Source organism: Streptomyces sp. PA03-3a, from assembly GCF_033792735.1.
In the GTDB taxonomy this organism is placed as follows: domain Bacteria; phylum Actinomycetota; class Actinomycetes; order Streptomycetales; family Streptomycetaceae; genus Actinacidiphila.
This window is the reverse complement of sequence record NZ_JARAVM010000044.1, coordinates 22,523-36,866: the sequence shown is the minus strand read 5'-3', so window position 1 is coordinate 36,866 and position 14,344 is coordinate 22,523. Positions and strand designations below refer to the sequence as shown.

Annotated in this window: 16 protein-coding genes; 9 read left to right on the top strand and 7 right to left on the bottom strand. The window is 73.6% G+C overall.

Annotated elements, in window-relative coordinates; all coding sequences use genetic code 11:
* Positions 1–6 precede the first annotated feature (6 nt).
* The gene (locus tag PV342_RS35655) at positions 7–582 is read right to left on the bottom strand and encodes a TetR/AcrR family transcriptional regulator (RefSeq protein WP_400807416.1); all 576 of its coding nucleotides are present in this window, start codon (positions 580–582) and stop codon (positions 7–9) included.
* A 112-nt stretch (positions 583–694) separates the two neighbouring features.
* Between PV342_RS35655 and PV342_RS35650 the strand changes: the two genes are divergently transcribed.
* The 3 genes from PV342_RS35650 to PV342_RS35640 all read left to right on the top strand — a co-directional run bounded on the left by PV342_RS35650 (position 695) and on the right by PV342_RS35640 (position 1,958).
* Entirely contained in the window at positions 695–1,099 is a 405-nt protein-coding gene (locus PV342_RS35650) for a YidH family protein (protein ID WP_400807419.1), read from the top strand.
* Positions 1,099–1,434 carry a DUF202 domain-containing protein gene (locus PV342_RS35645; protein WP_400807421.1) on the top strand — a complete coding sequence of 112 codons (336 nt, stop codon included), beginning with the start codon at positions 1,099–1,101 and terminating at the stop codon, positions 1,432–1,434. Before PV342_RS35650 ends, PV342_RS35645 begins: the two co-directional genes overlap by 1 nt.
* A 65-nt stretch (positions 1,435–1,499) precedes the next feature.
* Positions 1,500–1,958, top strand: a complete 459-nt coding sequence (locus PV342_RS35640) for a MarR family winged helix-turn-helix transcriptional regulator (protein ID WP_391579429.1) — start codon at positions 1,500–1,502, stop codon at positions 1,956–1,958.
* Here the strand turns inward: PV342_RS35640 and PV342_RS35635 are convergent.
* The gene (locus tag PV342_RS35635; protein WP_400807423.1) at positions 1,901–2,896 is read right to left on the bottom strand and encodes a hypothetical protein; all 996 of its coding nucleotides are present in this window, start codon (positions 2,894–2,896) and stop codon (positions 1,901–1,903) included. The genes PV342_RS35640 and PV342_RS35635 overlap by 58 nt on opposite strands.
* 154 nt (positions 2,897–3,050) lie before the next feature.
* Here PV342_RS35635 and PV342_RS35630 point away from each other — a divergent pair, with 154 nt between their 5' ends.
* Positions 3,051–3,587: an AAA family ATPase gene (locus PV342_RS35630; protein WP_386995272.1), complete on the top strand. Its 537-nt coding sequence runs from the start codon at positions 3,051–3,053 to the stop codon at positions 3,585–3,587.
* 51 nt (positions 3,588–3,638) lie between these two features.
* Here PV342_RS35630 and PV342_RS35625 read toward each other — a convergent pair whose 3' ends face one another.
* Positions 3,639–4,346 (bottom strand): FadR/GntR family transcriptional regulator, encoded by a 708-nt coding sequence (locus tag PV342_RS35625; protein WP_329188743.1) that lies wholly within the window; start codon positions 4,344–4,346, stop codon positions 3,639–3,641.
* Between the two features lie 190 nt (positions 4,347–4,536).
* On the opposite strand from PV342_RS35625, the gene PV342_RS35620 reads away from it, so the two are divergent.
* The 3 genes from PV342_RS35620 (at position 4,537) to PV342_RS35610 (ending at position 7,488) form a co-directional block, all read left to right on the top strand.
* Positions 4,537–5,010 (top strand): gluconokinase, encoded by a 474-nt coding sequence (locus tag PV342_RS35620; RefSeq protein ID WP_400807476.1) that lies wholly within the window; start codon positions 4,537–4,539, stop codon positions 5,008–5,010.
* A 78-nt stretch (positions 5,011–5,088) separates the two neighbouring features.
* Positions 5,089–6,492, top strand: a complete 1,404-nt coding sequence (locus PV342_RS35615) for a GntP family permease (protein WP_400807430.1) — start codon at positions 5,089–5,091, stop codon at positions 6,490–6,492.
* A 75-nt stretch (positions 6,493–6,567) separates the two neighbouring features.
* Positions 6,568–7,488 (top strand): MBL fold metallo-hydrolase, encoded by a 921-nt coding sequence (locus PV342_RS35610; protein ID WP_386995276.1) that lies wholly within the window; start codon positions 6,568–6,570, stop codon positions 7,486–7,488.
* A gap of 12 nt (positions 7,489–7,500) precedes the next feature.
* On the opposite strand, the gene PV342_RS35605 is transcribed toward PV342_RS35610, so the two are convergent.
* The gene (locus PV342_RS35605; RefSeq protein WP_500320302.1) at positions 7,501–8,790 is read right to left on the bottom strand and encodes a glucarate dehydratase family protein; all 1,290 of its coding nucleotides are present in this window, start codon (positions 8,788–8,790) and stop codon (positions 7,501–7,503) included.
* A gap of 104 nt (positions 8,791–8,894) precedes the next feature.
* Positions 8,895–9,812, bottom strand: coding sequence for an ADP-ribosylglycohydrolase family protein (locus tag PV342_RS35600; RefSeq protein WP_386995279.1), 918 nt, complete (start codon positions 9,810–9,812; stop codon positions 8,895–8,897).
* 131 nt (positions 9,813–9,943) lie between these two features.
* Between PV342_RS35600 and PV342_RS35595 the strand changes: the two genes are divergently transcribed.
* Complete coding sequence (locus tag PV342_RS35595) at positions 9,944–10,969, top strand: phosphotransferase family protein (RefSeq protein WP_500320300.1); 1,026 nt, start codon at positions 9,944–9,946, stop codon at positions 10,967–10,969.
* Positions 10,970–10,972: 3 nt separating this feature from the next.
* Entirely contained in the window at positions 10,973–12,196 is a 1,224-nt protein-coding gene (locus tag PV342_RS35590) for an acyl-CoA dehydrogenase family protein (protein ID WP_386995284.1), read from the top strand.
* A gap of 498 nt (positions 12,197–12,694) precedes the next feature.
* Here PV342_RS35590 and PV342_RS35585 read toward each other — a convergent pair whose 3' ends face one another.
* Together PV342_RS35585 and PV342_RS35580 are read right to left on the bottom strand one after the other, a co-directional pair.
* Positions 12,695–13,681: an NADPH:quinone oxidoreductase family protein gene (locus PV342_RS35585; protein ID WP_400807435.1), complete on the bottom strand. Its 987-nt coding sequence runs from the start codon at positions 13,679–13,681 to the stop codon at positions 12,695–12,697.
* 21 nt (positions 13,682–13,702) lie between these two features.
* Complete coding sequence (locus PV342_RS35580) at positions 13,703–14,311, bottom strand: TetR/AcrR family transcriptional regulator (RefSeq protein WP_500320298.1); 609 nt, start codon at positions 14,309–14,311, stop codon at positions 13,703–13,705.
* Between the last annotated feature and the right edge of the window lie 33 nt (positions 14,312–14,344).

Here is a 14,344-nt window from a genome sequence, read left to right as displayed (position 1 = left end):
ACGCGATCAGTCCAGGGAGCGCAGGGCGGTGTCGACGGCGTCCTCGACGAAGGCCCTGCCGAGGCGGGCCCGGCCGACGACGCGCAGGCCCTGGACGAAGGTGGTGAGAAAGCGTGCGAGTGCCACCGGCTCCTTGTCGTTGGACAGCTCCCCGCGGGCCCTCGCCTTCTCCAGCGCCGCCGCGAGGGAGGACTCCAGCAGGCGCAGGGTGATCGCGACGCGGTCCACGGTGCCGGGGTCGTCTCCGCGCTCGGTGGCGGCGTTGACCAGCAGGCAGCCCCGCTCCGGGTCCTCCAGGTCCGCCTCGACCATCTGCGTCAGCGCGGCGCGGACGGCGGGGCGGATCTCGTCCGCGTTCTCCAGCAGTTCGACGAGTCCGCCGGCGTACTGGGAGCAGTAGCGCTCCAGGGCGCGGGCGTAGAGCTTGTCCTTGGAGCCGAAGGCCGCGTACAGGCTGCCGCTGCCGATGGAGAGCTCGGTCAGCAGGTCCTGGAGGGACGTCGCCGCGTAGCCGCGGCGCCAGAACAGGTCCATCGCACGGTCGAGGGCCTGGTCGAGGTCGAACTCCCTGGTGCGCGCCATGGCGCGAGCATACCATTTCTGGATCAATTGATACACTATGGATCCCCCGGACCGCCCCTGGCGGGGCCGCCCACGGCGCGCCCGGCCGGAGGCCGCTCGGTACTGTGGGGTCGTGATCAAGCATGCGCGGGCCGCGGCCGGGGCGGTCGCCCTGTGGTTCGCCCCGGCACGGGTGCGGGCCGAGGGGACGACGCCCGACTACCGCTTCTCGCTCGCCAACGAGCGGACCTTCCTCGCCTGGCTGCGTACCGCGCTCGCGCTGGTCGGCGGCGGCTTCGCGGTCGACCAGTTCCTCCGGGACCTGCGCCGGCCGGTCCGGGTGACGCTCGCGGTGGTGCTGGTGGTCGGCGGAGCGATGTGCGCGGTCCGCGCGGTGAACCACTGGGTGCGCTGCGAACAGGCGATGCGGCGCGGGGACGATCTGCCGGTCTCGCGCTTCCCCGCCGCGCTGGCCGTGCTGGTGGCCCTGGTGGCGGCGGCCCTGCTGCTCACGGTGACGCTGGGGTGGGCGGGTTGATGACCGCCCCGGGCGGCGACTCGCCCCGGGATCCGGGACTGCAGCCGGAGCGGACCCGGCTGGCCTGGCGGCGCACCACGCTGGCCTTCGCGGTGGCCGCGCTGCTGGCCGGGCGCGAGGCGGTGCTGCACGGGGTGTCGCCGGCCGGGCTGCTGGGGCTGTCGCTCTGCGCGTCGGCCTGGCTGGCGTTCACCGTCCTCACCCAGCGGCGGATCGCCGCCCTCGGCTCGGCACAGCCCTCCGCGATGGCGGGCGGGACGGCGGCCGGGGCGGTGCTGTGCGTGCTGGTACTGGCCGTCGCGGGCGCGCTGCTGGTCTTCCTCGGCCCGCACTGAAACCGACGCTTGAAGACTTCAAGCTAATGATTTACCATCTCAAGCTTTTGCGTACACTCGCAGACATGAGCGCCCCGACCGCCGCGACGACCACGCAGCCCACCAAGATCGAACTACTGGAGCTGCTCGCCGCCATCGGCACCGCCCAGTGGCAGGACTTCGCCGCCGCCGCGGCCCGGCACGGGCTGACCTCCATGCAGGCCAAGGTGCTCGCCCAGCTGGGCGGCCCGGTGCCGATGCGCGGCCTGGCCGAGCGGCTGGTGTGCGACGCGTCCAACGTCACCGGCATCGTCGACCGGCTCGAGGCGCACGGCTTCGTCCGCCGCGAGGTGAGCGCCGCCGACCGGCGGGTCAAGAACGTCGTGGCCACCGACCTTGGACGCGAGACCATCCGCCGCGTCCGCGACGAGATGCAGGCCACCCACGGGGCGCTGGACACCCTGGACGAGAACGAGCAGGCGGCTCTCTACGCGCTGCTGGAGCGGCTGCGCCCGGTCATGGAGGCCCGCGGCAGGGAGCGCTGACGCGAGCCGGACCGGCCGCGGGAGACCGCACCGGGACGGGAACGGGACGGCGCCAGGCCGCGCAGCGGGGCGACGAGGGCGCGGACCTCGCGGTCCGCGAAACCGGGCTCTCGCGCGATCACCCGCACCAGCTCCGCGCGCACGGACCGGCCGCGCCCCGCCTCGACCAGGGCGAGCGACTCGGCCAGCGCCGCGGGGAGGTCCGGTCCGTGCCAGGGTTCCGCGGCGTACGCGTCGAACCAGCGCGGCGGCGGGAAGGACGGCTGCAGCTTGGCCTGTTCGTCGCCGAAGTACGACCACACCCGCGGATGCAGGGACACCCCCGCGACATGCCCCGACGGCAGGGAACGCGCCCAGCCGCCCGCGGTGTTCTGCTGCCAGCGCCAGGTGTTCGGGCTGGTCCGCCGGCGGTGCGTGACGCCCACGAAGCGCAGCTTGCGGCGGATCGCCGGCCACGGCTCGCGGCTCTCGCGCACCCAGTCGGCGAGTGCGGCGAACAGCGTGTCGTAGGTGCCGCCTTCGGAGACCAGGTCGACCAGCGCCACCGGACGGGTACGGCGGGCCAGGGCGTGCGGCGCGAGTCCGGCCGCGGCGAGGTGCTCGCGCAGCCGGGCCGTGTGGGCGGGCGCCGGGTGCCGGAACAGGCGCAGCGACAGCGGCAGGCGCAGCGGCGGCCCCTCCCGGGAGGAGCCCTCGAAGGCGCCGGTCAGCAGGTCGTACATGCTGTCCAGGGAGCGGCCGACGAAGCACAGGTCGGCGCCGCCCGAGCGGGCGAGCACCTTCCCGGTGCACACGGTCAGTTCGGGCAGGTACCACAGGCTGGGGCGCGCGGCGCCCTCGGTCAGCGCGCCCAGCCGGTCCGGCGGCGCCCCTCCTCGGGCACGCGACAGCGACCAGCGGTACGGCTGGGGCGGCGCGGCCGCCGGTGTGGTCGTCATGATCCCCAGTGCAGCATCCCGACTCCGCGCCGGTCACCTGGTTTTCGGTCCGCCGAAACGTTCCGCTTGACGTGTCTCGAACATAGAGTCGCCCTGGGCGCCGCGCGGTGTCCGGCGGGGTGAGGGAGAGGCCACACGCGGTGAGGTGCGAGCGATGTTCCTGATCACCGGGATCCCCGCGTCGGGGAAGTCGACCGTGGCGCAGGCACTGGCCGAGCGGCTGCCCCGCTCGGCGCACGTCCGGGGCGACGCGTTCCGGCGGATGATCGTCGGCGGGCGGGCCGAGGCGCTGCCAGGCGACGGCACGGGGGACGTCGCGGCACTGACGGAGGAGGCGTTGCGGCAACTGCGGCTGCGGCACTCCCTGGCGGCGGCGAGCGCGGACGCGTACGCGGCGTCCGGGTTCACCCCCGTCCTGCAGGACGTCATCCTCGGCGACGAACTGCCCCGCACGATCGCCCTGTTGCGCACCCGGCCGCTGCACGTCGTGGTCCTCGTCCCCTCCCCCGAGGCGATCGCCGCCCGCGAGGCCGGCCGGAAGAAGCGGGCCTACGGCGCGTGGACGCCCGCCGACCTCGACCGCGCCCTGCGGGCGGGCACCCCGCGGATCGGCCTCTGGCTGGACACCTCCCGCCAGACCCCGCAGGAGACCGTGGACGCGATCCTGCGCCACGCAGGACCCACCGGCTGACCTCCAGGCCCCGCCCCCGCTCCCGCCCTGGCCGTACGGCGGGGCGCGCGGTCAGGGGGCCAGTACGTCGAGTTCGCGCAGCGCGCCGAGGCAGATCTCGCGCATCAGGCGCTCCGCGGACTCCGCGTCGCGGGCGCGGACGGCCTCGGCGACGCGGACGTGGAGGGTGACCGCCTCGGGGTCGGGGGCGCTGAACATGACGTGGTGCTCGGTGCGCCCGGTGAGCACCTCCGCGACGACCTCGCCGAGGCGGGCGAACATCTCGTTGCCGGAGGCGGTGAGCATCACCCGGTGGAAGGCCACATCGTGCACCAGGTACTCGTCGAGGTCCGCGGCCCGGCCGGCGGCCGCCATCTCGGCGGCGAGAACGGTCAGTTCGCGGCACTGCCCCGGAGTCGCGGCCGCCGCCGCGAGACCGGCGGCCACGGGTTCGACGGCGGTCCGGAGCATGGTGAGCGAGCGCAACTGCCGGGGCCGGTCCGCCCCGGCCAGGCGCCAGCGGATGACGGCCGGGTCGAAGACGTTCCACTCCTCGGTGCGGCGCACCGTGATGCCGACCCGGCGCCGGGACTCGACGAGGTGCATGGCCTCCAGGACCCGTACGGCCTCACGGACGACGGTGCGGGAGACGCCGTACCGCCGCTCCAGCTCGTCGATGCGCAGCACCGTGCCGGGCGGGTGCGCGCCCGAGGCGATGGCGGGGCCGAGTTCCGCCAGGACACGGGCGTGCAGGCCGCCGTGCTCTCCCTGCCGATCCATGGGCCGATCCATGGGCGACAGCCTATGCGGGAATCGCTTCGTATGACGATTTCATTTCGGGGCCTTGAATAAGTAGTACCTATGGCGTTTCCTGGGTCGGTCACGAAGCAGGGCCAGGCACACGCACAAGGAGGTACCCGTGGTGACCGAGGCAGGCCCGGAGGCCCCGCACCACCCCCTGGTGGTGGTGATGGGCGTGTCCGGCTCGGGCAAGTCCACCGTCGGGGGGCTGCTCGCCGAGCGGCTGGACGTCCCCTACGCCGAGGCGGACGACTTCCACCCGCCCGCCAACATCGCCAAGATGTCGGCCGGGCACCCGCTGGACGACGAGGACCGGGCCCCCTGGCTGGACGCCATCGCGGCGTGGATCGTCGAGCGCGGCGACCGCGGCGGAGTGGTCAGCTGCTCGGCGCTGCGGCGCCGCTACCGTGACCGGCTCCGGCGGGACACCCCCGGGCTGTTCTTCCTCCACCTCGACGGGTCCGAGGAGCTGATCGCCTCGCGCCTGGCGGCGCGGATGCAGCACTTCATGCCCGCCGGCCTGCTGCGCTCCCAGTTCGAGGCGCTCGAACCGCTGGAGTCCGACGAGGCCGGTGCCGTGGTCGCGATCGACGGCGGCCCCCACCAGATCACCGAACGCGCTCTGGCGGCGCTCGCTCACTGAGCCCGCCTTCCCCCCTCCCCTCACACACAGTCCCCCCACGCACAGTCCCCCCACCCCTCCTCCCCCACGGAGTAGAACGTGTCTGCACTCAGCGCCGAGTTGCTGGCCGCGGCCCCCGCGGCGACGGAACCGATCACCAGCGCGGGCGACACCCAGCTGGCCGTCGCCGCCCTCGCCGGCATCGCGGTGATCGTCCTGCTGATCACCCGCTGGAAGATGCACGCCTTCCTCGCCCTCACCATCGGCACCGGAGTCCTCGGTGCCGTCGCGGGCGCGCCCCTCGCCAAGACCGTCGCCAGCTTCACCACCGGCCTCGGCACGACCGTCGCGGGTGTGGGCGTCCTCATCGCGCTCGGCGCGATCCTCGGCAAGCTGCTCGCGGACTCCGGCGGCGCCGACCAGATCGTCGACACGGTCCTCGCCAGGACGAGCGAACGGCGGCTGCCGTGGGCGATGGCGCTCATCGCCGGCCTGATCGGGCTCCCGCTCTTCTTCGAGGTCGGCATCGTGCTGCTGATCCCGGTCGTGCTGCTGGTGGCCCGGCGCGGCAACCACTCCCTGATCCGGATCGGCGTCCCGGCGCTCGCCGGTCTGTCCGTGATGCACGGCCTGGTGCCGCCGCACCCCGGCCCGCTCGCCGCGATCGACTCCATCCACGCCGACCTCGGCACCACCCTCGCGCTCGGCGTGCTCGTCGCGCTGCCCACCGTCGCGATAGCCGGCCCGCTCTTCGGGCGGTTCGCCGACCGCTGGGTGAAGGTCACCCCGCCCGAGCACCTCACCCCCACCCGGGCGTCCGACGAACTGGAGAAGCGTCCGGGCTTCACCGCCACGGTGGCCACGATGCTGCTGCCGGTGGTGCTGATGCTCGGCAAGGCGCTCGTGGACGTCCTCGTCGACGACCAGGGCAGCCTGGTCTTCCGGATCTTCGACGTCATCGGCTCGCCGCTGATCGCCCTGCTGTCCGCCGTCGTCCTGGGCATGTTCACCCTGGGCAGGGCGGCCGGCTTCACCAAGGAGCGGATCTCCACGACGGTGGAGAAGTCCCTCGGCCCGATCGCCGGCATCCTGCTGATCGTCGGTGCGGGCGGCGGCTTCAAGCAGACCCTCATCGACGCCGGCATCGGCAACATGATCCTCGGCTGGTCGGACGGCTGGAACATCTCGCCGCTGCTCCTGGCCTGGCTGATCGCCGTCCTCATCCGGGTCGCGACCGGCTCCGCCACCGTGGCCACCATCTCCGCCGCGGGCCTGGTCGCCCCCCTGGCCGAGGGCATGACCCCCACGCACGCCTCGCTGCTGGTGCTCGCCGTCGGCGCCGGCTCGCTGTTCTTCTCGCACGTCAACGACGCGGGCTTCTGGCTGGTGAAGGAGTACTTCGGGATGAACGTCCCGCAGACCCTGAAGTCCTGGTCCGCCATGGAGACCGTGATCTCCGTGGTCGGGATCGTCTTCGTCCTGCTGCTCTCGCTCGTCTTGTAGGCGACGCCCCCGCTTCGCCGACCGTACGCCCTTCCCTGGTACGTTCCATGCGTCTGACCAGGGAAGGGCATCAAAATGTCACAGCTGCACACCGAGCACCCGTTCACCGAGGAAGTCGCTCCCGGGGTTCACGCCTACGTCCAGCCGGACGGGGGCTGGTGCCTCAACAACGCGGGCTGGGTGAGCGACGGGAGCAGCACGCTGCTGATCGACACCGCCGCCACCGAGCGCCGGGCGCTGATGCTGCGCGAGGCCCTCGCCGCCTCCGGCGCGCCGATGCCCGCACACGTGGTCAACACCCACCACCACGGCGACCACACCTACGGCAACAGCGTCTTCGCGGAAGGGGCCCGGATCGTCGGCCACACCGCGTGCGTCACCGAGCAGGTCGCGGCCGGGCACCAGCTGCACGCGATCTGGCCGGACGTGGAGTACGGCGAGGTGCCGGTGGTCCCGGCGACGGTCACCTACGAGGACCGCCTGACCCTCCACGTCGGCGAGGAGGAGGTGCAGCTCCTGCACCCCGGCGTGGCCCACACCCTCGGCGACACGATCGTCTGGCTCCCGGGGCGCCGGGTCGTCTTCACCGGCGACCTGGTCTTCAACGGGGGCGCGCCGTTCGTCCCCATGGGATCGCTCGAGGGCTCGCTGCGCGCCCTGGAGGTGCTGCGCTCGCTGGACGCCGAGGTCGTCGTGCCGGGTCACGGCGGCATCTGCGACCCCTCGGTGTACGCCACCGTCGAGGGCTACCTGCGCTTCGTGGCCGAGCTGGCGGCCGAGGGCCACAAGGCGGGCCGGACCCCGATGGAGGTGGCGCGGGCGGCCGACCTCGGCGAGTTCGCGACGCTGCGCGAGCCGGAGCGGCTGGTCGCCAATCTGCACCGCGCGTACGCGGAGCTGGACGGCCTGCCCCTCGGCTCGCCGCTGGACCTGCTCCCCGTGATCACCGACATGGCCGTGCTCAACGGCGGCCGGATCCCGGAGTGCCTGGCCTGATCCCCGCCCGGGTCACCAGCGGCGGGTGACCCAGCCGGGCTCGGCCTTGCGCATGGCGGCGGCGTCGTCCCGCTCGTGGAAGGTGCCGTCATCCTCCAGCCAGCGCCGGTGCAGCACGTCCAGAGCCGCCCGGTCGAGCTCCACCCCGAGGCCCGGGGCGTCGGAGACGTGCAGCCGGCCGCCCCGGAACTCGTGGCGGCGGGTGATGACGTCCTCGGCCTGCCAGGGGTAGTGCGAGTCGCAGGCGTGGTGCAGACCGGGCACCGTGGCGGCGACGTGCGTCATGGCGGCCAGGCTGATGCCCAGGTGGGTGTTGGAGTGCATCGACAGGCCGACCCCGAAGGTGCGGCAGATCGCGGCCAGTTCGCGGGTGTTGCGCAGCCCGCCCCAGTAGTGGTGGTCGGAGAGCACGATCTGGACCGCGTCCTTGGCGAAGGCCTCCGCGATCTCCGGGAAGGTCGTCACGCACATGTTGGTGGCGAGCGGTACGTCCGTGCCGGCGGACACCTCGGCCATCAGGGCGGTGCCCGCGGCGGGGTCCTCCAGGTACTCCAGGACGTCGCCGAGTTCCCGCGCCACGTGCAGAGAGGTCTCCACCGACCAGGCGCCGTTGGGGTCCAGCCGCAGCGGCTGCTCGGGGAAGGCCGCCGCGAGGGCCCGTACGGCGGCGATCTCCTGCTCCGGAGCGAACACCCCGCCCTTCAGCTTGAACGACGTGAAGCCGTGCTCGCGCACCAGCCTGCGGGCCTGCGCGACCACCCCGGCCGGGTCCAGAGCGTCACCCCAGTCGTCCTTCTCGCCCCGGCCGTCGGGGTGCTCGGCCCAGCGGTAGAAGAGGTAGGCGCTGTAGTCGACGGTGTCGCGGACCTTCCCGCCGAGCAGGGCGTGCACGGGCAGCCCGAGCGTCTTGCCGAGGGCGTCCAGGCAGGCCACCTCGAAGGCCGAGACCACGGAGAGCAGCAGCTTGTCGGCGGTCTGGACGCCGCGCAGACCACCGGCGTCCACCGCGTCGGAGGTCTCCTCGGGCACCGCGCAGACCAGCGCCGCGAGGGCCGGCAGGTTGTTGAGGTCGTCGACTCGGCAGCCCTGCAGGGCGTCCGCCAGCGGCCTCGCGAGTTCCAGGTAGCGGGTGTCGCCGTAGGTCTCGCCGACGCCGCTCGCGCCGCCCGCGGTGGTCACCTCGACGATCAGGCGGGGGGTGTAGGGCTGGTGCACGCCCTGGGTGTTGAGCAGCGGCGGGTCGGAGATGAGAACGGGGGTGAGCCTCACCCCGGTGATCGTCAGATCCCTCTGCTGTGCCACTGCACGCCACCCTTCGCGTTCACATATGTGAATACCATGCGTCCACCAGAACGCGACCCTAGGTGGCGTCCGGATGCCCGTCAAGAACGCGCAGGTCGGCGGCGTTACGCCGTTTCACCGGACGGCCCCGGCACCCAGTCGGGCAGCGGCTCCAACGCCGCCCGCCAGGCGGGCGGCAACTCGTCGATCCCGGTGCGGGCGGCGATGACCCCGCCGGCGATGGCACAGGTGGTGTCCATGTCACCGAGCCCGGCGACGGTCTCCCACAGACCGCCCTCCAGGTCGTCCAGGTGCCGCGCGGCGCACCACAGGGCGAAGGGGACGGTGTCCGGCGCGGAGACCCCGTAGCCGGAGCCCAGGACCTCGGCCGCATGCCGGACGGAGGTGCCCTCGGGGAAGCGGCCCGCGGTGCGCAGGCCGGAGCGCACGTCGCTGTCGGGAACCCGGTCGGCCACCGCCGCCAGCAGGTCCCGCGGGGCCGGGCCGCCGCGGCTGCGGGCCGCGAAGGCGGCGGCGAGCGCCACGGCGACCGCTCCGGCCGCGGCCTCGGGATGGTGGTGGGACACGGCGGCCTGCGCGGCTGCGGCCTCGGCGGCACCCTCCGGGTCGGCGGCGAGCCACGCCCCCAGCGGCGCCACCCGCATCGCGGCGCCGTTGCCGTACGATCCCTGCCCGCCGAACTGCTCGGCCACGACGTCCGCCCAGGGCTCCCCGGCGCCGACGCGGCGCAGGACGTCGTGCATGGAGGGGCCGTACTTGCGGTAGGGGTCGGCGGCGTAGGCCCCGGCGAGGCCGGCGGCGAGTGCGTCCTGTCCGACGGAACCGCCGTTCGCCGTCAGGTGCCCGAAGAGCACCAGCGCCTGGGCGGTGTCGTCGGTCCAGTACCAGGGGACGTCCCGGGGGGTGACCCGGTGCGCGATGGCGCCCTCCCGCTCCTCCCGCGAGGCGAAGAACCAGCGGTCGCCGAAGGCGTCGCCGTGCGCCAGTCCGTACAGCGAGTCGAGGGCGGCGGGCGGGATCATGGCGTCAGTCTCGCAGCGCCGGGACTACCGGTCACCTGCTTTTCCGGTCGCGGGCGGGGCGGCGGACTGGACGACATACCGACTGGTCGGCATGATAGCCGGGACAGCTACGGCGGCGGCGAGGAGCAAGGATGAGCGGGACGCAGAACCCACCGGGACTCGACCTGGAGCGGCTGCGGCGGCACCTCGACGCCGAGCGGCCAGGACTGCCGGCGGGCGCGCTTCGGGGTGAGCTCATCGAGGGCGGCCGGTCGAACCTGACCTACGCGGTGACCGACGGCGTCTCCCGCTGGGTCGTCCGGCGCCCCCCGCTCGGCCACGTCCTGGCGACGGCGCACGACATGGCCCGCGAGCACCGCGTCATCAGCGCCCTGCGCGACACCCCCGTCCCCGTCCCCGGGGCGGTGCTGCTCTGCGAGGACTCCGAGGTCATCGGCGCCCCCTTCTACGTCATGGACTTCGTCGAGGGCACGCCCTACCGCACCGAGGGGCAGCTCACGGAGCTCGGTCCGGAGCGCACCCGGGACATCGTGCTGCGGCTGGTGGACACCCTGGTCGCGCTGCACGCCGTGGACCCGCGGGCGGTGGGGCTCGAGGACTTCGGCAGGCCCGAGGGCTTCCTGGAGCGGCAACTGCGCCGCTGGGGCAAGCAGCTCGACGCCTCGCGCAGCCGCGAACTGGCCGGGATCGACGAACTCGCGGCGCTCCTCGGCACGCGCCTGCCCGCCTCGGCGCCCGCGGCGGTCGTGCACGGCGACTACCGGCTCGACAACGTCCTCATCGGCGCCGACGACACCGTCCGGGCCATCCTCGACTGGGAGATGTCCACCCTCGGCGACCCGCTCACCGACCTCGGGCTGCTGCTCATGTACGGCGAGCTGCGCCCCACCCCGGGCACCCCCGTCTCCGTCACCGGGGGCGCGCCCGGCCACCCCTCCCCCGCCGAGCTGATCGAGCGTTACGCGGCGGGCTCCGGCCGCGACGTGTCCTCGGTCGCCTGGTACACGGCCTTCGCCTACTTCAAGCTCGCGGTGATCCTCGAGGGCATCCATTACCGCTACACCCTCGGCCAGACCGTCGGCGCCGGCTTCGACCGGATCGGCGCCGTGGTCCCGGCCTTCATCGACAACGGCCTGCGCACGCTTCAGGAAGGCTGAGCCATGGATTTCGCGTACGACGCCAGGACCGAGGAACTGCGCGGGCGGCTGCTCGCGTTCATGGACGAGCACGTGTACCCCGCGGAACCGGTCTTCCACCGGCAGCGCGAGGCCGCGGAGGGCGAGGCCGTGTGGTCCGCGCCGCCGGTCGTCGAGGAGCTGAAGGCGAAGGCGCGCGAGCGCGGGCTGTGGAACCTCTTCCTCCCCGGTGAGCGCGGCGCCGGGCTGACCAACCTGCAGTACGCGCCGCTGGCCGAGATCACCGGCCGCAGCCCGCACCTCGCCCCGCCGGCCCTCAACTGCGCCGCGCCGGACACCGGGAACATGGAGGTGCTCAGCGAGTTCGGCAGCGAGCGGCAGCGCAAGACCTGGCTGGAGCCGCTGCTCGCGGGCGAGATCCGCTCGGCCTTCGCGATGACCGAACCCGATGTCGCCTCCTCCGACGCGACCAACATCGAGACGCGGATCGAGCGCGCCGGCGACGAGTACGTCGTCAACGGCCGCAAGTGGTACATCTCCGGGGCGATGAACCCGCGGTGCCAGATCTTCATCGTCATGGGCAAGACCGACCCGGCAGCCGAGCGCCACCGCCAGCAGAGCATGCTCCTGGTGCCGCGCGACACCCCCGGCCTCGAAGTGCGCCGCGGCATGCGGGTGTTCGGCTACGACGACGGGGACCACGGCGGCCACGCGGAGGTCGTCTTCCACGACGTGCGGGTCCCCGCGGAGAACCTGGTCGGCGAGGAGGGCGGCGGCTTCGCCATCGCCCAGGCACGCCTGGGGCCGGGCCGCATCCACCACTGCATGCGGCTGATCGGCATGGCCGAGCGGGCGGTGGAGCTGATGTGCCGGCGCGCCACGGGACGGGTCGCCTTCGGCAAGCCGCTGGCGGAGCAGGGTGTCGTCCAGCAGTGGATCGCCGAGGCCCGGGTGGAGATCGAGCAGTTGCGGCTGCTGGTGCTCAAGACCGCCTGGCTGATGGACACCGTGGGCAACCGGGGTGCCCACACGGAGATCCAGGCCATCAAGATCGCGACTCCGGAGAAGGTCGGGCTGATCCTCGACCGCGCCATCCAGTTGCACGGCGCGGGTGGCGTCAGCCAGGACTTCCCGCTGGCGGAGCTGTACGCGGCGGCCCGCACGCTGCGGCTGGCCGACGGCCCCGACGAGGTCCACAAGCGCTCCCTGGCACGGCGCGAGCTGAAGCGGTACGCCCGGGAGGGCTGACCCACGGCCTGCCGCGGCGCCTCCCCGGCCAGGTGCGCGGGGAGGCGCTTCGGCGCGCGCCCGCCGAGGCGGGCCGTGCGGAACCGGTCGACACGCCCCGGACGGTGTTCCCGTCGCCGGGCCAGCCCGGCGACGAGCCGAGGCGCACACGATGAGCGCGCCGGCGGCCGCGCGGCCCGGCTGTGGCCTGCCGAGGCGGGCGGCGCGCTCAAGCTGTTCGCAGAGGGCGGGTCCCACGCGACCGGCGTCGCGTCCGCCGGGCGGACGCGCGGATCACGGGGGTGGCACACCGATCGCCGACGCCGGACGCGGGCCGGGAGGAGCGGGATCCGCCGCAGGCACCGGGTGGTGCGGGCCGGAGGCCACCCGGGCGGCGCCCTTCCACGACCGCTCCGGCGAGCTGGGGCGCCGCTGCCGCCCGCGACGTCCGGGCGCGTACCCCGTGGTGCCACCGCGGTGCGACGGCCCGCCCCTCCACCGCGTGGAGCCCGTACGCGGTCAGCCGGGCACGACCACCAGGCGGCCGGTCGTCGTGCCGTCGGCGACCCGCTGGACGGCGTCGGCGGCGCCCTCCAGCGGAACGCGCTCACTGACGAGGGGCCTGATCGCGCCCTCCGCGGCGAGGCGGGTGAGCTCGTCGTGGCAGCGGCGCACGGCGGCGGGGTCGTGGGTGTTGTACAGGCCCCAGTGCAGGCCGACGACGGAGTAGTTCTTGACCAGGGCGTGGTTGAGGCCGGGGCTGGGGATCGTGCCGCTGGTGAAGCCGACGACCAGGATGCGGCCCTCGAAGGCTATGCACTTGGTCGACCGGGTGTAGGCGTCGCCGCCCACCGGGTCGTACACGACGTCGGCGCCGCGTCCGCCGGTGGCCTCCTTGACGACGGCCACGAAGTCCTCGCAGGTCCGGTCGACGACGACGTCGGCGCCCAGCTCCCGCGCCGTCTTCGCCTTGTCGGGCCCGCCGACGACGCCGATCACCGTGGCGCCCGCCGCCTTGCCGAGCTGGACGGCTGCGCTGCCGACACCGCCCGCCGCGGCGTGCACGAGCAGGGTCTCGCCCTCGCTGAGCCCCGCCCGCCGGTGCAGCCCGAACCAGCCGGTCTGGTAGCCGATGTGGAGGGCCGCGGCCTCGGCGTCGTCCAGCGCGGGAGGAGCGGGAAACACGCCCGCGGCGGGGACGACGGCGAGTTCGGCGAAGGCGCCGCCGGGCAGCGCCGCCGGGGTGACGACCCGGTCGCCCGCCGCGTGCCCGGTGACCCCCTCGCCGACCGCGACGACCTCGCCGCAGAACTCGACACCCGGGGTGAACGGCAGGGGCGGCCGCACCTGGTAGTGCCCGCGGCAGAGCAGCGCGTCGGGGAAGTTGACGTTCGCGGCGCGGACCTTCAGGAGCAGTTCACCGGGGCCCGGCTGCGGGTCGGGGACCTCGTCCAGGCGCATCGCCGCGCGCGGCTCCCCGTTCTCGTGCACTCGCCATGCCTTCATGCGGTCTGCTCCCGGTTCGGTTCAGGGCTGCCGCACGGAGTGCAGCAGCATGTCTGCGAAGTCGGCGGCGACCTGGCCGGCGGACAGCGGCCCGTCCTCCCGGTACCAGGTGCCGAGGTGGTGGACGGCGCCGAAGAAGAAGTCGACGACGAGATCCGGCCGGACCTCCTGCCGGAACAAGCCCTCGCGCTGCCCCTCCTCGACCAGTGCGCGGAAATTCTCGTGGTAGCGGCGGCGGTCGGCCCGCACCGCCTTCTGCTTCTCCGGGCTGAGCTGGTGCATCGACCGGAAGAAGATCTTGGTGTCGTCGAGGTTGCCGATGCTGGTGACGACGACGTCGGCGGCGGCCTCGACCAGGCGCTCCGCCACCGGCGTCGCCTCCTTGCCGGCGATCGCCTCCAGGCGCTGCATCTGCAGCCGCAGCACGCGCCCGTAGATCTCGTGCAGGAGGTCGTCCTTGCTGCCGAAGTAGTGGTAGAGCGCGCCCTTGGTGACGCCGGCGGCCTCGACGATCTCCTGCACCGACGTCCGGTCGTATCCGCGCTCGGCGAAGAGGCGGGTGGCCTCGGCGAGCAGCCGCTGGGGTACCGCGGCCGCGGTCGCCTTGGGTGGGGTGGTGCTCCGTGCCATGGCCTGCCCTCTCTCCGTACCGGTGCGCCCCGA